General features: G+C 67.0%; 16 protein-coding genes. 8 read left to right on the forward strand and 8 right to left on the reverse strand.

Features of this window, described 5'->3' with window-relative positions:
* Nucleotides 1-93: 93 nt before the first annotated feature.
* The 5 genes from ACZ5BM_RS10235 to ACZ5BM_RS10255 form a co-directional block, all read right to left on the reverse strand.
* Nucleotides 94-1,743, reverse strand: coding sequence for an acyl-CoA synthetase family protein (locus ACZ5BM_RS10235; RefSeq protein WP_498907809.1), 1,650 nt, complete (start codon nucleotides 1,741-1,743; stop codon nucleotides 94-96).
* Between the two features lie 104 nt (nucleotides 1,744-1,847).
* A complete protein-coding gene (locus ACZ5BM_RS10240; protein WP_498907810.1) occupies nucleotides 1,848-3,890 on the reverse strand; it encodes a 3-hydroxyacyl-CoA dehydrogenase NAD-binding domain-containing protein in 2,043 nt (680 codons plus the stop codon).
* A 38-nt stretch (nucleotides 3,891-3,928) separates the two neighbouring features.
* Nucleotides 3,929-4,501, reverse strand: a complete 573-nt coding sequence (locus ACZ5BM_RS10245; protein WP_498907811.1) for a chalcone isomerase family protein — start codon at nucleotides 4,499-4,501, stop codon at nucleotides 3,929-3,931.
* Nucleotides 4,502-4,645: 144 nt separating this feature from the next.
* Nucleotides 4,646-5,578: an electron transfer flavoprotein subunit alpha/FixB family protein gene (locus ACZ5BM_RS10250; protein ID WP_498907812.1), complete on the reverse strand. Its 933-nt coding sequence runs from the start codon at nucleotides 5,576-5,578 to the stop codon at nucleotides 4,646-4,648.
* Nucleotides 5,579-5,607: 29 nt separating this feature from the next.
* Nucleotides 5,608-6,360 (reverse strand): electron transfer flavoprotein subunit beta/FixA family protein, encoded by a 753-nt coding sequence (locus tag ACZ5BM_RS10255; protein ID WP_498907787.1) that lies wholly within the window; start codon nucleotides 6,358-6,360, stop codon nucleotides 5,608-5,610.
* A gap of 164 nt (nucleotides 6,361-6,524) precedes the next feature.
* Between ACZ5BM_RS10255 and ACZ5BM_RS10260 the strand changes: the two genes are divergently transcribed.
* The 4 genes from ACZ5BM_RS10260 (at nucleotide 6,525) to ACZ5BM_RS10275 (ending at nucleotide 12,353) form a co-directional block, all read left to right on the forward strand.
* Nucleotides 6,525-7,658: a thiolase family protein gene (locus ACZ5BM_RS10260; RefSeq protein WP_498907814.1), complete on the forward strand. Its 1,134-nt coding sequence runs from the start codon at nucleotides 6,525-6,527 to the stop codon at nucleotides 7,656-7,658.
* On the forward strand, nucleotides 7,658-9,982 hold the full coding sequence (locus tag ACZ5BM_RS10265; RefSeq protein ID WP_498907815.1) for a 3-hydroxyacyl-CoA dehydrogenase/enoyl-CoA hydratase family protein: 2,325 nt from the start codon (nucleotides 7,658-7,660) through the stop codon (nucleotides 9,980-9,982). Before ACZ5BM_RS10260 ends, ACZ5BM_RS10265 begins: the two co-directional genes overlap by 1 nt.
* A gap of 129 nt (nucleotides 9,983-10,111) precedes the next feature.
* Complete coding sequence (locus ACZ5BM_RS10270) at nucleotides 10,112-11,902, forward strand: acyl-CoA dehydrogenase family protein (RefSeq protein ID WP_498907817.1); 1,791 nt, start codon at nucleotides 10,112-10,114, stop codon at nucleotides 11,900-11,902.
* A gap of 16 nt (nucleotides 11,903-11,918) precedes the next feature.
* Nucleotides 11,919-12,353, forward strand: coding sequence for a MerR family transcriptional regulator (locus ACZ5BM_RS10275; protein WP_498907819.1), 435 nt, complete (start codon nucleotides 11,919-11,921; stop codon nucleotides 12,351-12,353).
* Here the strand turns inward: ACZ5BM_RS10275 and ACZ5BM_RS10280 are convergent.
* Together ACZ5BM_RS10280 and ubiA are read right to left on the reverse strand one after the other, a co-directional pair.
* Nucleotides 12,332-12,775, reverse strand: coding sequence for a GNAT family N-acetyltransferase (locus tag ACZ5BM_RS10280; RefSeq protein ID WP_498907821.1), 444 nt, complete (start codon nucleotides 12,773-12,775; stop codon nucleotides 12,332-12,334). The genes ACZ5BM_RS10275 and ACZ5BM_RS10280 overlap by 22 nt on opposite strands.
* Nucleotides 12,776-12,819: 44 nt before the next feature.
* Nucleotides 12,820-13,737, reverse strand: coding sequence for a 4-hydroxybenzoate octaprenyltransferase (gene ubiA / locus ACZ5BM_RS10285; protein WP_498911570.1), 918 nt, complete (start codon nucleotides 13,735-13,737; stop codon nucleotides 12,820-12,822).
* A 36-nt stretch (nucleotides 13,738-13,773) separates the two neighbouring features.
* On the opposite strand from ubiA, the gene ACZ5BM_RS10290 reads away from it, so the two are divergent.
* The 3 genes from ACZ5BM_RS10290 to ACZ5BM_RS10300 all read left to right on the forward strand — a co-directional run bounded on the left by ACZ5BM_RS10290 (nucleotide 13,774) and on the right by ACZ5BM_RS10300 (nucleotide 18,078).
* Nucleotides 13,774-14,502 carry an RsmE family RNA methyltransferase gene (locus ACZ5BM_RS10290; protein WP_498907822.1) on the forward strand — a complete coding sequence of 243 codons (729 nt, stop codon included), beginning with the start codon at nucleotides 13,774-13,776 and terminating at the stop codon, nucleotides 14,500-14,502.
* Between the two features lie 115 nt (nucleotides 14,503-14,617).
* Entirely contained in the window at nucleotides 14,618-16,015 is a 1,398-nt protein-coding gene (locus ACZ5BM_RS10295) for a glutamate--cysteine ligase (protein ID WP_498907823.1), read from the forward strand.
* A gap of 197 nt (nucleotides 16,016-16,212) precedes the next feature.
* On the forward strand, nucleotides 16,213-18,078 hold the full coding sequence (locus ACZ5BM_RS10300) for a bifunctional 2',3'-cyclic-nucleotide 2'-phosphodiesterase/3'-nucleotidase (RefSeq protein WP_498907824.1): 1,866 nt from the start codon (nucleotides 16,213-16,215) through the stop codon (nucleotides 18,076-18,078).
* 7 nt (nucleotides 18,079-18,085) lie between these two features.
* Here ACZ5BM_RS10300 and ACZ5BM_RS10305 read toward each other — a convergent pair whose 3' ends face one another.
* Entirely contained in the window at nucleotides 18,086-18,223 is a 138-nt protein-coding gene (locus ACZ5BM_RS10305; RefSeq protein WP_498907825.1) for a hypothetical protein, read from the reverse strand.
* A gap of 91 nt (nucleotides 18,224-18,314) precedes the next feature.
* Between ACZ5BM_RS10305 and ACZ5BM_RS10310 the strand changes: the two genes are divergently transcribed.
* The gene (locus ACZ5BM_RS10310; RefSeq protein ID WP_498907826.1) at nucleotides 18,315-19,676 is read left to right on the forward strand and encodes an amidohydrolase family protein; all 1,362 of its coding nucleotides are present in this window, start codon (nucleotides 18,315-18,317) and stop codon (nucleotides 19,674-19,676) included.
* The last annotated feature ends 79 nt before the right edge of the window (nucleotides 19,677-19,755 follow it).

Below are 19,755 nucleotides of genomic sequence, written 5' to 3' on the forward strand. Positions count from 1 at the left end.
GCCGGGACCGGCATGGGCCGGCCCGAAGGGAGGGCGATCAAGCCATCTCCCGCCGAAAGGCGGAAGCCCCCCGAGGGAGGCTGGGGAGAGGACTCAGACGGCGGGGGCCGTTTCCGCTGCTGCCGCGCGGGCCGCGCGCAACACCTTCTTGTCGATCTTGCCGACGCTGGTGCGGGGCAGGGCCTCCACCAGATCCACCCGTTCGAGCCTGGCGTAGCGGCTCATCCGCCCGGCCGCGATCTCGACGTCCAGAAGCGCGTTCGCCGCGTCCGTGCTGACCGTCAGACCGGGCTTTGGCACCACCACCGCCACCGGACGCTCGCCCCAGCGCGCATGCGGCACACCCACCACCGCTACCTCGGCCACGCCGTCCAACTCCACCAGGACATGCTCGATGCTGGTGGAGCAGAGCCATTCGCCGCCGCTCTTGATCACGTCGCGGAGGCGGTCGCGGATGCGCAGGGTGCCGAACCGGTCCTGGGTTGCGATGTCGCCGGTGTGCAGCCAGCCGCCGCGCCACAACGCTTCCGAGGCTGCATCGTCGCCTGCATAGGCCTGGGTGAGCCAGGGCGCACGCACCACCAGCTCGCCGCGTGTGGTGTCGTCCGCAGGCACGGGCTCGCCGCGCTCGTCGATGATGCGCAAGGCCACCAGGGGCACCGGCATGCCGGCACTCAACAACGCGGTTTCCTCTTCCACACCGGGCAGCGTCCGGGAAATGGTCAGCATCGGCGCCGTTTCCGACATGCCGTAGCCGACCACCACCTCCATGCCCCTGGCACGGGCGGCACGGAACAAGGTCGGCGGCAGGGCCGCGCCGCCGATGATCATCAGCCAGCCGGACAGATCGGCGCCGCTGCGCCCGGCCGCATCCAGCACCATGCCGAGAATGGTCGGCACGCAATGCGAGAACGTGACCCCTTCGGTCTGGTGCAGCGTCAGGATGGTGTCGGGCTCGTAGCGGCCCGGATAGACCTGCTTCACGCCGAGCATGGTCGCCACGTAAGGCATGCCCCACGCATGGACGTGGAACATCGGCGTCAGCGGCATGTAGACGTCGGCGATGCCGAAGGTGCGCGTGCCGGGGCTGTTCCCCCAAGGCCCGAGCGCGGCCAGCGTGTGCAGCACGATCTGACGGTGCGAGAACTGCACCGCCTTGGGCCGGCCGGTGGTGCCGCTGGTGAAGAACGTCGTGGCGATCGCGTTCTCGTCGAATTCGCGGAAATCGTGTTCCGGCGAAGCGCCGGCCAGAAGCCGCTCGTATTCGCCGATGAAGCCGGGCGGAACCGACACATCGCCGCGCTCCTCTTCCAGCAGCACAATGGCCCGGACCCGCTCCGGCAGCATGCCCATCGCCTCCAGAAGCGGCAGGAAATCGCGATGCACCAGCAGGATCGCCGCCTCGGCGCGATCCAGCGTGTCGAGCACCTGCGCCGGCGGAAGGCGTACGTTCACCGTCTGGATCACGGCGCCCATCATCGGCACGGCGAAATAGCACTCGAGATAACGGTGGCTGTCCCAGTCCATCACCGCCACCACCGTGCCTTCGCTGGCACCGGCGGCGCTCAGAACGTTGGCGAGACGGCCGATCCGGTTACGGAAATCGCGATAGGTGAGGCGCACCCGGTCGCGATACACGATCTCCTGGTCGGGCGCCGTTTGCAGAACGGAATCCAGCAAACGGGCGATCAGAAGCTGATGGGTATGGGCGTCCGGCGCCCGCTCGGCAAAACGCAAGCTCATCGGTCGGTTTCCCCCGGCCGGTTGCCGCGACAAAAACGGCCCGGCCTCGCCGCGGATTGGTTCCGCTTGTTGGCCGACGCACTATGCGCCGGCGGTGTTGCCGATCAAGAGGAACGATGGAAGCCGCCTTTCTTCGCCCGTTCCTGCAACAGGGGCGAGATCGAACCCTCCTGGTCCAGACTGGCGGCATGGCGTTCCAGCCCGTCGATCACGGTGTCGAGGCCGATCGTGTCGGCCCAGAACAACGGCCCCCCGGTCCGGGCCGGCCAGCCATAGCCGAGGCACCAGACCACATCGATATCCGAAGGCCGTTGCGCGACGTTTTCGTCCAGAATGCGCGCGGCCTCGTTCACCATCGGGAACAGCAGCCGCTCGCGGATCTCGGCTTCGTCCGGCATGCGCTGGGGAACGCCCTGTTTCCGGGCCAGGTCGGCGATCAGCGCGATGGCGGCATCGGACGGGGTCCGCTTGCGGTTCTCGTCGTAATCGAAGAAGCCGCGCCGGTTCTTCTGGCCACGCCGGTCCGCTGCGCACATCGCGTCGCGGATCGCCGAACCGCTCGATTCCGTCTGGCTCCAGCCGAGATCGAGCCCGGCCAGATCGGCCATCGCGAACGGCCCCATCGGCAGTCCGAACGACACGAGGGTGGCGTCGATCTGTTCCGGCGTGGCGCCTTCCAGCGCCAGACGCTCGGCCTGCCGCTGACGCGGTGCCAGCATGCGGTTGCCGATGAAGCCGTGACAATTGCCGGCCAGAACGGCGACCTTGCCGAGACGCTTGCCCAGGGCCATCGCCGTGGCCAGAACCGACGGCGCCGTGCGTGCACCGCGCACCACTTCCAGAAGACGCATGACGTTGGCAGGCGAGAAGAAATGCAGCCCCAAGACATGGTCCGGCCTGGTCGTGACCGAGGCGATCGCGTCTACGTCGAGATAGGAGGTATTGGTGGTCAGGATCGCACCCGGCTTGGCGATCCCGTCCAGGGCGCGGAACACCCCCTGTTTCACGGCCATGGATTCGAACACCGCTTCGATCACCAGATCGCAATCGACCAGAGCCTCCATCTGCAAACTCGGTGAAAGCAACGCCATCGACCGCTCCACCTGCACCGGAGACATCCTGCCATTACGGGCCGTGCGGTCGTAATTCGCGCGTATGGTAGCGAGTCCACGATCCAGCGCCGCCTGCTCGCGTTCCACCAGCACGACGGGCAGGCCTGCGGACAGGAAATTCATCGCGATGCCGCCGCCCATGGTGCCGGCGCCGACGATTCCCACACGTGCGATCGGCAAGGGAGCCGTCTCGCGCGGCAGCGCGTCGATCCGGGCGGCGGCGCGTTCGGCGAAAAAGATGTGCCGCAGCGCACGCGATTGCGTTCCGGCGGCGAGTTGGAGGAAGCGTTCCCGTTCGCGCGCCATGCCGTCCCGGAACGGCAAAGTAGCGGCATCGCGAATCGCGTCGATACAGGCGGCGGGCGCGTCCAGTCCATGCAGCCTGCGGGCGTTCTTCTCGATGAACGCCTCGATGATCCCTGGGGTATCGCCGACCGCGCGGTCGGCAGTGCGCCGCACCCCGTTCGGCACGGCGACGTCGTGCGCGAACGTCAGCGCATCGGTCAGAAGCGTGTCCGGACCGCAGACCTTGTCTACCAGACCGACCGCGTACGCCCGTTCCACGTCGATCGGATCGCCGGACACGATCATCGCAAGCGCATCGGCGATGCCGACCAGACGTGGTAGTCGCTGCGTGCCGCCCGCGCCCGGCAGTAGACCGATCTTCACCTCCGGCAGTCCGAGCTTCGTGCCCGGCGCCGCCACGCGGTAATGGCAGGCAAGCGCCAGTTCGAGCCCGCCGCCCAGGGCTGTGCCGTGGATTGCCGCCACCACCGGCTTCGGCGAACGCTCGACGGAATCGAGTAGGTCGGGAAGCCAGGGCGCTTGCGGTGGCGCGTCGAACTCGGTGATGTCCGCGCCGGCGGAAAACATCCTGCCGCTGCCGGACACGATCACGCAGTCGATCGTGTCGTCGGCCATCGCGCCGTGCAGCCCGTCCGCAATGGCGCGTCGCGTGGTGAGACCCAACGCGTTAACGGGCGGAGTGTCGATCGTCAGGACGCGAACCGTCCCGTGGGTTTCGGTCCTGATCATCGCGGTGTTCCCCGCTTTCTCGTTAGCGTTGCCCAGTCTCAATTGTTTCCAAGCAGGCCGTTGCGATAGCCGGAAGTGGGAGAGGCCGCGCCCAGCAGGGAATCCAGCATGCCGTGCACGTATTCCGGATCGTGCGCCGTCAGCACCGTCTTGCCGTTGACGCTCAGCGTAAGATTGCCGTCATCCATCAGATAGGATGCGGTGTCGCCGGATTTCACCGGCTGAACGCTCGCCAGAACCTTGTCGAAGGTCTGCTTGCTAGCCGCGCTGCACGGGTGATTCGAGCAGTATGCGTTGTAGACCGAGGTATATTCATTGCGGATCTGATTCACCGACGCCGCATGCAGGAATTGCGTGTACAGCAGTTTCGGCCCCTGCTCGGCCAGGATCGCGTCCGCCGTATGCGCCGGTTTCGGCACGTAGAGCGCGCTGGCATACCCGTCCACGATCAGGGCGAAGACTCGCTTGCCGATGCCGTTCAGTTCAAGCGTCTGACCGGCTTGCTGCACCGTATCAGGGAAGGTGACCCCACCCACCGTGCGCGCTTCGGCGGTGCCGGCACAGATCGTGGCGGCGAGAAGCAGGGAGGCGAAAATCTTTGTCGAATTCATGGTCGTTTCCTTCCGATCCTGGCCGTTTCGTGATCCGGCCGTTCGGCGGAGGCGTGTGCCTCCGGCCGGTTCCCCGCGCGACCGTTCTGTGGCCAAAGCCCGGTTGATCCGGGCACGCTGCGGGAAGATGAAAAAGCGTCAGTCCTATCCCTGGAGTGCTTTGTTGAGTTCTGGGATTGCGCAGAAGAGGTCAGCGACGAGTCCGTAATCGGCGACCTGGAAGATGGGAGCGTCCTCGTCCTTGTTGATGGCGACGATGGTCTTGCTGTCCTTCATGCCGGCGAGATGCTGGATGGCGCCGGAGATGCCGACGGCGACGTAGAGGTCGGGGGCGACGATCTTGCCGGTCTGGCCGACCTGGTAGTCGTTGGGCACGAACCCCGCATCCACCGCCGCGCGCGATGCGCCGATGGCGCCGCCGAGCTTGTCTGCGATCGGCTCCAGCAGCTTGAAGTTCTCGCCGTTCTGCATGCCGCGCCCGCCGGACACCACCACGCGGGCCGACCCCAGCTCCGGACGCTCGGAGCTGGACAGCTCCGCCGACACGAACCGCGACAGGGCAGGCAGCTCCGGCACGCTCACGGCCTCGATCGCGGCCGTGCCGCCCTCGGGGGCGGCGGCATCGAAGCTCGCCGTGCGCACGGTCAGCACCTTCTTGGTGTCGGTCGAGCGCACGGTCGCCAGCGCGCTGCCGGCATAGATCGGCCGCACGAAGGTCTCGGCATCCACCACGGCGGAGATGTCGGAGATCGGCTGCACGTCCAGCAGGGCGGCCAGACGCGGCATCGCGTTCTTGCCCACGGCACCCGATCCGGCCAGCAGATGGTCGTAGGGGCCGGCCAGCGATTGCAGCAGCGCCGCCAGCGGCTCCGGCAGCAGCGCGTCCAGCGACGGATGATCGGCCTTCAGCACCCGGGACACACCGGCGATGCGCCCGGCCGCCTCGGCCACGGCGTCGATGCCGGAGCCCGCCACCAGCACATGCACCTCGCCCAGCTTCGCCGCCGCCGCCACGGCCGCGCGCGCACCTTGCGAAATCTGGCCGCCGGCATGATCGATGAGAACAAGAGCGGTCATCGTTAAATCACCTTTTCCTGGGCGGTCATCTAGGCGATGACCTTCGCTTCATCACGCAGCTTCTCCACCAGCTCGGCGACGCTGCCGACCTTGATGCCGCCCTTGCGCACCGGCGGCTCGGCCACGCTCACGACGTGCAGGCGCGGCGCCGGGTCCACGCCCAGATCGGCCGCACTCAACGTCTCCAGCGGCTTCTTGCGGGCCTTCATGATGTTGGGCAGCGACGCATAGCGCGGCTCGTTCAGGCGCAGATCCACCGTGACGATCGCCGGCAGGTTGAGCGACACGGTCTCCAGCCCCGCATCCACCTCGCGCGTCACCAGCAGGGCATCGCCGTCCTTCTCGACCTTGGAGGCGAACGTGCCCTGCGGCCAGCCGAGCAGGCCGGCCAGCATCTGGCCGGTGGCGTTCATGTCGTCGTCGATCGCCTGCTTGCCCATCACCACCAGGCCCGGCTGCTCGCGCTCCACCAGGACGCGCAGCATCTTCGCCACCGCCAAAGGCTCGGGCGAGACGTCGCACTGCACCAGGATCGCCCGGTCGGCGCCCATCGCCAGCGCCGTGCGCAGCGTCTCCTGCGCCTGCGCCACGCCGATCGACACCGCCACGATCTCCGTCGCCACACCCCGCTCCCGGAGACGGACGGCTTCCTCCACCGCGATCTCGTCGAACGGGTTCATCGACATCTTCACGCCGGCAAGCTCGACACCCGTGCCGTCCGCCTTCACACGCGGCTTCACATTGTAGTCAATCACACGCTTCACAGGCACCAGTAACTTCATGGTCGCTCCCACGGGGTGAACCGATTTCGGACTCTTTCCTCGCCCTGGTTGACGTATGCGTCAAGACGTTTGCATGCGCCACCCTAGTTGACGTATAGGTGAGGTATATCGCCGATACGGACGCCGCGATGCGCCGATCGGCTCGATCGGGAGAAACGAGATCCATGCGAAACGTGGTCATTGCCGGTTATGCGCGCTCGCCGTTCCATTTCGCCTCCAAAGGCCAGCTCGCCCGCGTACGCGGTGACGACCTCGCGGCACAGGTCGTACGCGGTCTGGTGGAACGGACCGGCGTCGATCCGGCCGATATCGAGGATCTGATCGTCGGTTGCGCGTTTCCGGAAGGCGAGCAAGGCATGAACGTCGCCCGTCTGATCGGATTGCTGGCGGAATTGCCGCTTTCTGTCGGCGGCGCCACCGTGAACCGCTTCTGCGGCTCCTCCATGCAATCCGTGCACATGGCGGCGGGTCAGATCGCGCTTGGCGCGGGCGAAGCGTTCATCGCGGCCGGTGTGGAAAGCATGAGCCGCGTGCCGATGGGCGGCTACAACCCGATGCCGAACCCGGCCCTGGCCGCCAAATCCTCGGCCTATATGGGCATGGGCGAGACGGCCGAGAACGTCGCCAGGCTCTATGAACTCGACCGCGCAGCGCAGGAACAGTTCGCGGTGGGCAGCCAGCGCAAGGCCGCCGCGGCTCAGGCGGAAGGCCGCTTCCGTGACGAGATCGTGCCGATCAAGACCAAGACCGGCGTGGTCGACAGCGATGGCTGCCTGCGTCCCGAGACCAGCGCCGAAGGTCTGGCCGGTCTCAAGCCCGCTTTCGACAAGAACGGCACCGTCACCGCCGGCACCGCATCGCCGCTGACCGACGGCGCCAGCGCCGTTCTGGTGTGCAGCGAGGACTACGCCGCGCGGAAGGGGCTGAAGCCGCTCGCACGCATCCGCGGCGTGGCGATTTCCGGCTGTCAGCCCGAGACCATGGGCCTCGGCCCGATCCAGTCCTCGCGCAAGGCGCTCGGCCGCGCCGGCATCGAAGCCTCGGCCCTCGACGTGGTCGAGCTGAACGAAGCATTCGCGTCGCAGGCGATGGCCTGCATCCGCGATCTCGGGCTGAACCCCGAGATCGTCAACATCGACGGCGGTGCCATTGCCATCGGCCATCCGCTCGGCGCCACGGGCGCGCGCATCGTCGGCAAGGCGGCGTCGCTGCTGGCTCGCACCGGCGGCCGCTACGCGCTCGCTTCGCAATGCATCGGCGGCGGCCAGGGCATCGCCACCGTGCTGGAGCGCATCTGATGAGCGCGCCGATCAAGAAGGTCTGCGTGATCGGTGCCGGCGTGATGGGCGCCGGAATCGCCGCGCAGGTCGCCAATGCCGGGGTTCCGGTGCTTTTGCTCGACATCGCCAAGGACGGCGAGGACCGCTCCGCCATCGCGCGCGGCGCCGTGGCGCGCATGCTCAAGACCGAGCCGGCGCCGTTCATGAGCCGCGACGCCGCCAAGCTGGTGGAAGTCGGCAACCTTGAGGATGACCTCGAGAAAATCTCAGACTGCCAATGGGTGGTCGAGGCCATCATCGAGCGCCTCGACATCAAGCAGTCGCTCTATGCCAAACTCGACAAGGTGTGCGGTCCGGAGACGGCGATCTCCTCCAACACCTCCACCATCCGTCTGGCCGCGCTGCTCGACGGCGCCAGCGAGCAGTTCCGCCGTCGCTTCGCCATCACCCATTTCTTCAACCCGCCCCGCTATATGCGTCTGCTGGAACTGGTGACGGGTCCGAACACCGACGCGGCCTTGTTCGACGGCGTGGTCGATTTCATCGATCGTCGCATGGGCAAGAGCGTGGTCGTCACCCACGACACGCCCGGCTTCATCGCCAACCGGATCGGCACGTATTGGCTCCAGCACGGCGTGAATCAGGCCGTGGAACAGGGCCTCACCGTGTCCGAGGCGGATGCGGTGATGGGCCGTCCGCTCGGTATCCCGAAGACCGGCATTTTCGGTCTGCTGGATCTGATCGGCCTCGACCTGATGCCGCATATCGCGCACTCCATGACCGAGGCGCTGCCGAAGGAGGACGCGTTCCACGCCACCGTGCGCGAGCAGGCCTTCGTCAAGAAGATGATCGCTGACGGCTATACCGGGCGGAAGGGCAAGGGCGGCTTCTATCGCATCAACAAAGGCGAGTCCGGCCGCGAGAAGATCCGCGAATCCATCGGCCTGGTCACGGGCGTCTACGAACCGGCCCAGACCGCGAAACTGCCGGACGCACTCGGCCGCGATCCTGCTGCGCTGATGTTCTCCGACAGCAAATACGGCAAATTCGCCTGGAGGGTGATGGGCGACACGCTCGCCTATGCCGCGAAGCTGGTGCCGGAAATCGCCGACGACATCGTGTCGGTGGATGCGGCCATGCGTCTCGGTTTCAACTGGAAGCAGGGACCGTTCGAACTTCTGGATGCGATCGGACCGGCCAAGGTGGCGGCGCGTCTGGAGCAGGAAGGGCATCCTGTTCCGACACTGCTGCGCGCGGTCGGCGCAGGCACGTTCTACCGGATCGAGAACGGCGTTCGCGAATTCTTCGGCACGGACGGGCAGTATCACAAGATCCCCGAACGCGACGGCGTCCTGTCGCTGGACGACATCAAGCGCAGCAGCAAGCGTCTGGCCGGCAACAAGCAGGCCTCACTCTGGGATATCGGCGAAGGCGTCGCCTGCCTCGAGTTCCATTCCAAGATGAATGCGCTCGACGACAAGATTCTCGCCGTGCTCAAGGAAAGCCTGGAGATCGTCGCGAAGGGTTTCAAGGCCCTGGTGATCAGCAATGACGGTTCCAATTTCTCCGCCGGCGCCAATCTCGGTACGGTGCTGTTCGCTGCCAACATCGCCGCGTGGGGCGAGATCGAGAAGACCGTCGCCGAAGGCCAGCGCGTGTTCAAGGCGATGAAATACGCGCCTTTCCCCGTGGTCGCCGCGCCGTCCGGTCTGGCGCTGGGCGGTGGCTGCGAGGTTCTGCTGCATGCCGACAGCATCGTCGCCCATGCCGAGACCTATGCCGGTCTGGTGGAAACCGGCGTCGGCCTGATCCCGGGCTGGGGCGGCTGTGGCGAGATGATGGAACGCGTGTCGCGTCTGCCGGGGGTGCCCAAGGGGCCGATGCCGGTGGTGGCCGCGGTGTTCGAAACCATCAGCCAGGCCAAGGTCTCGAAATCGGCGGCGGAAGCGCGCCAGATGGGCATCCTGCGTCCGGCCGACAGCATCACGATGAATCGCGATCGCTTGTTGTTCGATGCCCGAGCCAAGGCGCTGGCGCTGGTGGACGGCTATGTCCCGCCCGCCAAGCCGGAATTCCGTCTGGCCGGCGAAGGCGGACGTACCGGTCTCGGTCTCGCGGTGCACGATTTCGCCAAGCGCGGCATCGCCACGCCGCATGACGTGGTGGTAGCCGGCGCGCTGGCGGAACTGCTCACCGGCGGCGAGGCGGACGCGATCGACGTGGTGAGCGAAGAGGACATGCTGGCGCTGGAGCGTCGGGCGTTCATGCGCCTGATCCGCACCGGTCCGACCTTGCAGCGCATCGAGCATACGCTGGTCACCGGCAAGCCGCTTCGCAACTGAACCAAGAACGGAGCGGCGTTTTCCGCCCGGACGCTTCCGTTTTTCCGCCAGGGGTTCCACCCTCGGGAAAACGGAAGCGGCGGGAAGCGCCGCCGGGCGAAGAGCCCAGGCACAGGAAGGAAACGCATCATGCAAGTCTATGAGGCGCCCCTGCGAGACATGCGGTTCGTGCTGCATGAGCTGCACGGGCTGGAGAAGCTGCAGGGGATCGAGGCGTTCGCCGAGGTGGACGCCGATCTGGCCGACAGCGTGCTGGAGGAAGCCGGACGCTTCTCCAGCGAGGTGCTGCTGCCGCTGAACGCCTCCGGCGATCTGGAAGGCTGTCACGCCGAGAACGGCGTCGTGCGCACGCCGGCCGGGTTCCAGGACGCCTATCGCCAGTTCCGCGAGGGCGGCTGGCCGTCGCTCGCCTCCGAACCGGAATATGGCGGCCAGGGCCTGCCGGAATCGATCTCCAAGCTGGTCGAGGAGATCACCTGCGGCGCCAATCTCAGCTTCTCGCTTTATCCGGGCCTGACGCATGGCGCGGTGCAGGCGCTCAAAGCGCATGGCTCCGACGATCTCAAGGCGCTTTATCTGCCGAAGATGGTGGAAGGCACCTGGACCGGCTCCATGTGCCTCACCGAGTCGCATTGCGGCACCGATCTCGGTCTGATGCGCACGCGCGCGATACCGAACGAGGACGGCTCCTTCCGCATCACCGGCAACAAGATCTTCATCTCGGCCGGCGAGCACGACCTGTCGGAGAACATCATCCATCTGGTGCTGGCCAAGCTGCCGGACGGACCGCCGGGGGTGAAGGGCATCTCCTTGTTCCTGGTGCCGAAATTTCTGCCCGATGCCGACGGCAATCCCGGCCAGCGCAACGGCGTGCTGTGCACCGGCATCGAGCACAAGATGGGGCTGAAAGGCTCCGCCACCTGCCAGATGAGCTTCGACGACGCCACCGGCTGGCTGATCGGCCAGCCGCACAAGGGCATGGCGGCGATGTTCACCATGATGAACGAGGAGCGCCTGGGCGTCGGTATCCAGGGCCTCGGCGTCGGGTCCGCCGCCTATCAGGCCGCCGTGTTCTACGCCAAGGATCGGCTCCAGGGCCGTTCGCTCTCCGGCGTCAAACGGCCGGACCTGCCGGCCGACCCGATCATCGTGCATCCGGACGTGCGCCGCACGCTGATGACCATGCGCGCCAACGTCGAGGGCTGTCGCGCGCTCGGCATCTGGGTGGCGCAGGCGGTCGATTTCAGCAAGCACGCCAAGGACGCCGCCGAGCGTCAGAACGCCGACGATTTCGTGGCGCTCATGACTCCGGTGGTGAAGGCGCTGTTCACCGATCTCGGTTTCGAGATCGCCAGCCATGCCATCCAGATCTATGGCGGTCACGGCTATATCCGCGAGCACGGCGTCGAGCAGTATGCGCGCGATGCCCGCATCGCCATGCTCTACGAAGGCACCAACGGTATTCAGGCGCTCGACCTCGTCGGCCGCAAGATGCCGTCCAACATGGGCCGCCTGCTACGGTCCTTCTTCCATCCGGTAGCGGACTGGATCGAGCAGAACCGCACCCATGCGAAGATCGGTGCGCTGGTCGGGCATCTGGAGCGGGCCTTTGGCGCGCTGCAGTTGTCGACGGGCACGATCGGCGAGCGCGCCCTGCGCGATCCGGAGGAAGCCGGCGCGGCGGCGACCGACTATTTGCGTCTGATGGGCCTGGTGGCGATGGGCTTCATGCTGGCCAAATCGGCCGCGATCGCCTCGGAACGCGTCGAGGAGAAGGCCGACGAGACCGGTTTCTACCGGGCCAAGCTCGACACGGTGCAGTTCTTCTTCGACCGCATCCTGCCGCAGACGGCCAGCCTGTTCCTCGCCATCAAGAGCGGCAAGGCGTCCACCATGGCGCTTGCCGAAGCGGCCTTCTGAGCCGGCCGGGAGCAGCATGACAGACGAGCGCCTCTACACCGTCACCGAGCTCGCGACAGAGCTCGGCATCACCGCACGTGCGATCCGCTTTTATGAAGACAAGGGGCTGATCATTCCGTCCCGCGTTGGATCGACGCGCGTGTATTCCTACCGGGAACGGGCGCGCATGCGCCTGATCCTACGCGGCAAGAGCCTTGGTTTCTCTCTCCGGGAGATCAAGGACTTCCTCGACCTCTACAATGTCGATCCGATGCATCGCGTGCAGCACGAGGCGCTGCTGCATGCCGTGCGCGACCGGATGAACAAGCTGGAGCGGATGCAGACGGCGATTGCCCATACGCTTGAAGAGCTGCAGGCGATCGAACACCAGACCGCCGACCTTCTGGCAGCGCCGCATGCTCCGGGTCAGGACGAAGCACCGTTGAAGATTCAACCCAGGCGGCGCGCGTAGAAACGCGTATCCACCGTCATGCGCGGGAACGTGTCCGGCAATGCCTCGACGGCGACCGGCACGAACCCGTTGCGCTCGTAGAAGCGATGCGCGGCCAGGAAACGCTCGGTGGTGCCCAGCAGCATCTCGCGCACGCCGCGTTCGCCGGCATCCCGCAGCAAGCGATCCAGCAGCTTCTGCGCCGTGCCATGCTCGCGGCCACGTGCGTCGGGCACCACGAACATCTTCCGCAACGCCGCCTGACGATCGCCGATATCACGCAGCCCGATCGTGCCCACCACACGCCCGTCCAGCTCGGCCAACAGGAAGTCGCCGGTGCCGGTCTGGTAGAATCCCGGAATGTCGGACAGGTCCGGCTGATCCGACGCCGTGATCGACAGGCCGAACTCGTCGCGCTGGATACCCAGGATGAGCGCGATCACGGCCGCGGTATCTCCGGGCGCGAAGCGGCGAATCCGGACCCCGCTCACAGCACCACCCGCCCGGCCAGGATCGCCAGCGATACGGCCAGTCCCACCTCGCGATTGCTGCGGAACAACGCCAGACAGCGTGCCGGACTTCTGATCTCCAGCGATCGCACCTGACGCGACAACAACAGCGCCGGCAGAAGCAGCACACCGTAGAACAACGCCCCGAGCCCGGCCATGACGCCCGACAGCAGCAGCGCGATCAGGGTGAGCGCATAGCACGCCGCCACGAACCGCCGCGGATAGGCCGCCACCATGCGCGAGGTGGATTTCACTCCGATCAGCGCGTCGTCTTCCATGTCCTGGAAGCCGTACACCGTGTCGAAGCCCAGATCCCACAGGATGGCGGCGGCGTAGAGCACCAGGGCTGTGCCGTCGATCCGTCCAGCGGCGGCGGCATAGCCCATCGGCGCGCCGAACCCGAAGGTGAAGCCCATCACCAGTTGTGGCCACCACGTCACCCGCTTGGCCAGGGGATAAAGTCCCACCAGAACCAGCGAGCCGGCACCCAACGCCCAGCAGAGCGGGTTCAACGACAAGAGCACCGCCAACCCGGCCACCAGCAGCAACCCCAGAAAGACCGCCGCATGGCGCATTCTGAGCGCACCGGACGCCAGAGGGCGCCCACGTGTGCGCTCCACCTGCCGGTCCAGATCGCGGTCCCACATGTCGTTCACGACGCAGCCGGCCGAGCGCATCACCAGACTGCCGATCGCGAACAAGGCCAGCAGACGCACGCGTTCCCATGGCGCCACGCCCTGCGGCAGCAGAATGCCCCACACGCCGGGCAGAAACAGCAGCCACGTGCCAATCGGCCGGTCCAGACGCGCCAGCAACGCATAGGGACGCAGGGACGGCGGCAGAAACCTGATCCATCCGGTGACGCGTATGTCGGTATGAGCCATGCGCTCTGCTATGGCGGTGCGTCACCCCGGTCAATCGGAGCCCATCGCATGCAGGATCAGCCCCGCCTTTACTGCGCCGAGATCCTGTCCGGCGACGCTGCGATCGCGCTGGAGGCGGGGCAGGCGCATTACCTCGGCGGCGTCCTGCGCCGGAGCCCGGGCGACGCCGTCACCGTGTTCAACGCGCGCGACGGAGAGTGGGACGCTTCGATCGCCACGCTGCGCAAGGATCGTTGTCAGGTGACGGTCGGTACGCAGCGTCGCCCGCCCGCCCCGGAACCCGGCCCTATCCTCCTGTTCGCGCCGATCAAGCGCGACGCCACGGATCTGGTGGTACGCATGGCGACGGAATTGGGCGCCGCGTCGATCCGCCCGGTGCTCACCGAGCGCACCAACACGGCCAGGGTGAACCTGGAACGCTGGCTGGCCATCGCCACCGAGGCAGCCGAACAATGCGAGCGCCTGTCGGTGCCCGACTTCGCCGAGCCGGTACGTTTGCCCGATCTGCTCGGCGGCTGGGACCACGCCAACCCGCTGCTGGCGGCGCTCGAACGCGCCCCTGATGGCGCAGATACGCGCCGTTCTCCTTCCGAGTGGCGCCGAAACACGCCGGAGGCCGTGCAGCCAGCCCTTCTGGTTGGCCCCGAAGGCGGGTTCTCCCCGGTCGAGCGCGGTATGCTGGCCCGCTGCGGCTTCGTGGTGCCGATCCGGCTCGGTCCACTGGTGCTGCGCGCCGAAACGGCGGCGCTGGCCGGTTTGTCGGCCCTGCTCGGTTGAAACCGGAACGCGGCCGTCACATTTGATCCGGCGGCGGCCACGCCATAGAGAATGAGTTCCTCGGCGGCCGGCCTCTCAGCCTGCGCGCCTTTCGGTCAAGGATGCAGGCGGGCAGATGTCGAACCCTGGTGACGCCGACGACACCCCGATCCGCTCCACGGAGCAACTCGCCGCCCATCTGGCCGAGGGTGCCAAGCCGCGCGCAGACTGGCGTATCGGCACCGAACACGAGAAATTCGGCTTCCGCCTACCGGGCAGCCAGCACGGTCCCGCCCTCGCGCCGCCCCCCTACCGGCCGCACGGAATCGAGGCGCTGCTGGAGGGCTTCGCCGCCGATCGCGACGGCTGGGAGCCGATCCGCGACAACGACGCGCTGATCGGCCTCAAGGGGCAGGGGCGCAACAAGGGCGGTTCGCTCTCCCTCGAGCCGGCCGGCCAGTTCGAGCTGTCCGGCGGTCCGCTCCATTCCTTACACGAAACAAAGGCCGAGCTGGACGCGCATGTCGCGGCCCTGCACCCGATCGCGGCCGAACTCGGGCTCGGTTTCGCTCCGCTCGGCTTCCACCCGACCGCGTCTCGGGCCGAGATGCCGTTCATGCCCAAGAGCCGCTACGGCATCATGCGCCGCTACATGCCGATGGTCGGCTCGCTCGGCCTCGACATGATGCTGCGTACCTGCACCGTGCAGGTGAATCTGGATTACGGCTCCGAGGCCGACATGGCGCGCAAGCTGCGCGTGTCGCTGGCGCTGCAGCCGATCGCCACCGCCCTCTTTGCCAATTCGCCGTTCGAGGAGGGCCGCCCGAACGGCTTCCTGTCCACGCGCGCGCGGGTCTGGACCGACACGGACAACGCCCGCTCCGGCATGCCGCCCTTGTTCTTCCGGCCCGATTTCGGTTTTGGCCCCTATGTCGATTGGGTGCTGGACGTGCCGATGTATTTCGTGGCGCGGGACGGCAAGCTGATCGACGTCGCCGGTGCCTCGTTCCGCGACTGGATGGCGGGCCGCAATCCCGCCCTGGCCGGCATCCACCCCACCGTGGGCGATTTCGACGATCACCTCACCACCGTCTTCACCGATGTCCGCCTGAAGCGCTTCCTGGAAATGCGCGGCGCCGATGCCGGGTCTCTGCCCATGATGGTGGCGCAATCCGCCCTGTGGACCGGCCTGCTCTACGACGAGGCGGCGCTGGCCGCCGCCGATGCGCTGGTGCGCGAACAGCCCTGGGAGAGCTACGCCGCCCTGCGCGCCGCGGTCCCGGCGCAGGGGTTGGACGCACCGTTCGCCAACAGTATCGCCCGCGATCTGGCCGCGCGTGCGGTCGCGATCGCCGCGGACGGTCTGCGCGCGCGCCGGCTCGTGGATGCGGAAGCGCAGGACGAGCGCCGTTTCCTCGACCCGCTGCTGCCGATCGTCGACGGCGCACCCAATCAGGCCCAGCATTGGCTCGAGCGTTTCCGCGGCGCCTGGAACGGCGACGCCAGCCGCATCTTTGCCGAAGCGGCGATCTGATCGGCCGGTATTCCCGTGCGCGACCGCGATCGTTTATTTTTCATCATAAACCGTACGATCCTTGCGATCCTCGGCACGATCACTCAAGACCGGATCGTTCGATGACGAAACTCAACCGTCGGACTCTTTTCGGCGGAGCGGGGATCGCTGCCGCTTCCTTTCTGGGAGGGCGTGCAGCTGGCGCGAACGACGGATCCATGAGCGCAGACGCTGCTTCGGTGTCCTTGCGTGTGCTGGAAACCTCCGACCTGCACATGTTCGTCTACGATTACGATTACTATAATGCCAGGCAGGACAATTCCGTCGGTCTGGCTAAGGTCGCGACGCTTATCGCCCAGGCCCGTCGCGAGGCGCCCAACAGCCTCCTGTTCGATAATGGCGACATCATCCAGGGCAATCCGCTCGGCGACTACATGGCGCTGCCCGGACATCTGAACGACCGCGACGGTCACCCGATGTTCCGCGCCATGAACCGGCTCGGCTACGACGGCGCCACGCTCGGCAACCACGAGTTCAACTACGGACTCGATTTCCTGCATCAGGCGATGAAGACGGCGTCGTTCCCGTTCGTCTGCGCCAACGTCACCCTGCCGCAGGGCGGGACGCTGCTGCCGCCGACCATGGTGATCGAACGCAACGTCATCGATACGAACGGCAAGCCCCATACGCTGCGCATCGGCCTGATCGGCCTCGTCACCCCGCAGATCATGGTCTGGGACCGCGCCCATCTGCAGGGCAAGGTCGAGGCCGGCGACATCGTCGAAGCCGCACGCGCCCATGTGCCGGCGCTCCGCAAGCGCTGCGACCTGCTGATCGCGCTGTGCCATTCCGGCATCGCCGGCGGTGCGCCGGTGGCGGGGGCCGAGAACGCGGCGCTGCATCTGGCCGCCGTGCCCGGAATCGACGTGATCCTCACCGGACACGCCCATCGCGTGTTCCCCGGCCCGGACTACGCCGGGATCGACGGGGTGGATGCCGCACGCGGCCGTCTCGGCGGCGTGCCGGCGGTGATGCCGGGTTTCTGGGGTAGCCATCTCGGCGTGGTCGATCTGTCGCTGCAACGAGACGCAAGTGGCCGTTGGTCGGTGCGGGACGCGCAGGTCGAGGCGCGGCCGATCTATCGGCGGGAGGGCCGTCAGGCGATCCCGCTGGTCGTGGACGACCGCATCATTCTGGATGCCGCCCGCCCGGAACACGAGGCCACGCTCCGCTGGATGGACCAGCCGGTCGGAAACACCACCGTGCCGATCAACACCTTCCTGTCCGTGCTCGGCAACGACGCCGCCTTGTCCCTGATCAACCAGGCTCAGCTCTGGTATGCCGCCCCGCTGATCGCCGACACGCCCTACGCGAAGCTGCCGCTGCTTTCCGCCGCATCGCCCTTCAAGGCAGGCGGCGCGGGACCGGACAGTTTCGTCGATATCCCCGCCGGCCCGATGGACATGAAGGATATCGCCAACCTCTACATGTTCGCCAACACGGTCTGCGTCGTGAAGCTGAACGGCGCCGAACTCCGCGACTGGCTCGAACGCACCTTCAACCTGTTCGCGCAGGTCGATCCGAACAAGAACGTGCCGCAACCGCTGCTGGCGCCGCAGCCGGCGAGCTATCTGTTCGATACCATCGCCGGGCTGCGCTACGAGGTCGATCTCACCCAGCCGGCCCGCTTCGATCGAGACGGCAAACTGGTCGCACCGGACGCACATCGCATCAGCGCTCTGTCCCACAACGGTCAGGCGGTGCGGCCGGACGAGGAGTTCCTCGTCGTCACCAACAACTACCGCGCCTCCGGCGGCGGCGGCTTCGCCGGCACGGGCGGCAACCATGTGGTGCTGAACGCACCCGATCTGGTGCGCGACGTGCTGGTCCGCTTCATCACCCAGGCGCATACCGTGTCGCCGAAGCCGGACCCGATCTGGCACCTCAAGCCGTTTTCCAAACCGGTCACGCTCGTCTTCGACGGCAACGCCGAGACTGCCCGCCATCTGGAGGGCCGCAACGACATCCACCGCCTCGGCGACGGGGAGGGCGGCTACGTCCGCTACGGCCTCACCGTCGCCTGAACCCGCATCAGCGTGTGGACGGCCCGTTCACCGGGGCGCCCACCGCCTTGTTGGTGGTCTGCATCGCCGCCGTGTCGATATTGCCGATGGCGGCACAGGCCGACAGGCCGAACAGAACGAGGATCGCGAAAGCGCGCGGCAGCATGGCTGATCTCCGAACGAGATAGAGTTCGGAAGCGCAGCGTGCGGGGCGGGCCCGGGTTGCGTCCCGTCGGCGTGCCGGTCCACGCTGCCGCATGGCCAAGCCCCGCTCGCTGCTGCTGAAGCGTCCCGATCTCCTGCTCACCATGGACGATGAACGCCGCGAACTGCCCGGCGCCTCCGTCCGGGTGGAAGGGAACCAGATCGTCGCGATCGGACGGGCGGCGGAAGGCCCGGCCGACCGCGTGATCGATCTGTCCGGCCATATCCTCCTGCCGGGACTGGTGAACACCCATCACCACATGTTCCAGAGCCTCACCCGCGCGGTGCCGGCGGCGCAGAACCGGTCGCTGTTCGGCTGGCTGCGCGCGCTCTACCCGATCTGGAGCCGCCTCTCCCCGGAGATGATCCGCGTCTCCACACGGATGGCGATAGCCGAGCTGATGCTGTCCGGCTGCACCACCAGCAGCGACCATCTGTATCTGTTCCCCAACGGCATCAGCCTCGACGATCAGATGGACGCCGCAGAGGCGACCGGCATGCGCTTCCACGCCGCACGCGGCGCCATGAGCGTGGGCGAATCGCAGGGCGGCCTCCCGCCGGATTCGCTCGTGGAGACCGAGGACGCGATCCTGCGCGACACGCAGCGCATGATCGAGCGCTGGCACGATCCGCGCCGCTTCTCCATGCGCCGCGTGGTGGTCGCGCCCTGCTCGCCGTTTTCCGTCAGCCGCGACCTGATGCGCGAATCCGCGTCCCTGGCCCGCGCCACCGGGACCACCCTGCACACCCATCTGGCGGAAGACGCCGCAGACATCGCCTACAGCCGGGAACGCTTCAACAGAACGCCGGCCGAATATGCAGAGGATCTCGGCTGGCTCGGCGACGATGTGTGGCATGCCCATTGTGTGCGGCTGGACGACGCCGGAATCGCCCGTTTCGCCGCGACTGGAACGGGAATCGCCCACTGCCCCTGCTCCAACATGCGCCTCGGCTCCGGCATCGCGCCGATCCGGCGCATGCTCGCTTCGGGCGTTCCGGTCGGGCTCGGCGTCGATGGTTCGGCCTCCAACGACGGGGCGCACATGCTGGGCGAGGCGCGTCAGGCCATGCTGCTGCAACGCGTTCTGCATGAGGGCCCGGAACCGCTGATGGAAGCGCGCACGGTTCTGGAGATGGCGACGCGCGGCGGCGCACGGGTGCTCGGCCGTGACGATATCGGCGTGGTCGCGACCGGCATGGCGGCCGATCTGGCCGCCTTCGATCTGCGCACGCACGGGTATGCCGGCGCGCTGCACGACCCCGTCGCGGCGCTGCTGTTCTGCGCGCCGGAGCGCGTGTCGCTTTGCGTCGTCAACGGACACATCACCGTCCTGGACGGCGCTCTTCTTTCCCTGGATCTCGGACGTCTCATCGATCAGCACAACGCACTCAGCCGAACGCTTCTGGCTGGCTGAACATTCGTTCACGGTGGTTTCGTGACGGCTGCGTGACCATTCCGTTGCAAAATCGATTTGCCGTTGCTCGTGCGGCGGC

This window comes from Lichenicola sp. GTC18331 (assembly GCF_055386855.1).

Bases quoted from the DNA above. Each gene is read 5' to 3' on its own strand.
- ACZ5BM_RS10235 (WP_498907809.1), bottom strand. From the start codon at position 1,743: ATGAGCTTGCGTTTTGCCGAGCGGGCGCCGGACGCCCATACCCATCAG.
- ACZ5BM_RS10245 (WP_498907811.1), bottom strand. From the start codon at position 4,501: ATGAATTCGACAAAGATTTTCGCCTCCCTGCTTCTCGCCGCCACGATC.
- ACZ5BM_RS10250 (WP_498907812.1), bottom strand. From the start codon at position 5,578: ATGACCGCTCTTGTTCTCATCGATCATGCCGGCGGCCAGATTTCGCAA.
- ACZ5BM_RS10295 (WP_498907823.1), top strand. From the start codon at position 14,618: ATGTCGAACCCTGGTGACGCCGACGACACCCCGATCCGCTCCACGGAG.
- ACZ5BM_RS10300 (WP_498907824.1), top strand. From the start codon at position 16,213: ATGAGCGCAGACGCTGCTTCGGTGTCCTTGCGTGTGCTGGAAACCTCC.
- ACZ5BM_RS10270 (WP_498907817.1), top strand. From the start codon at position 10,112: ATGCAAGTCTATGAGGCGCCCCTGCGAGACATGCGGTTCGTGCTGCAT.
- ACZ5BM_RS10240 (WP_498907810.1), bottom strand. From the start codon at position 3,890: ATGATCAGGACCGAAACCCACGGGACGGTTCGCGTCCTGACGATCGAC.
- ACZ5BM_RS10275 (WP_498907819.1), top strand. From the start codon at position 11,919: ATGACAGACGAGCGCCTCTACACCGTCACCGAGCTCGCGACAGAGCTC.
- ACZ5BM_RS10255 (WP_498907787.1), bottom strand. From the start codon at position 6,360: ATGAAGTTACTGGTGCCTGTGAAGCGTGTGATTGACTACAATGTGAAG.
- ACZ5BM_RS10305 (WP_498907825.1), bottom strand. From the start codon at position 18,223: ATGCTGCCGCGCGCTTTCGCGATCCTCGTTCTGTTCGGCCTGTCGGCC.
- ACZ5BM_RS10290 (WP_498907822.1), top strand. From the start codon at position 13,774: ATGCAGGATCAGCCCCGCCTTTACTGCGCCGAGATCCTGTCCGGCGAC.
- ACZ5BM_RS10265 (WP_498907815.1), top strand. From the start codon at position 7,658: ATGAGCGCGCCGATCAAGAAGGTCTGCGTGATCGGTGCCGGCGTGATG.
- ACZ5BM_RS10260 (WP_498907814.1), top strand. From the start codon at position 6,525: ATGCGAAACGTGGTCATTGCCGGTTATGCGCGCTCGCCGTTCCATTTC.
- ACZ5BM_RS10310 (WP_498907826.1), top strand. From the start codon at position 18,315: ATGGCCAAGCCCCGCTCGCTGCTGCTGAAGCGTCCCGATCTCCTGCTC.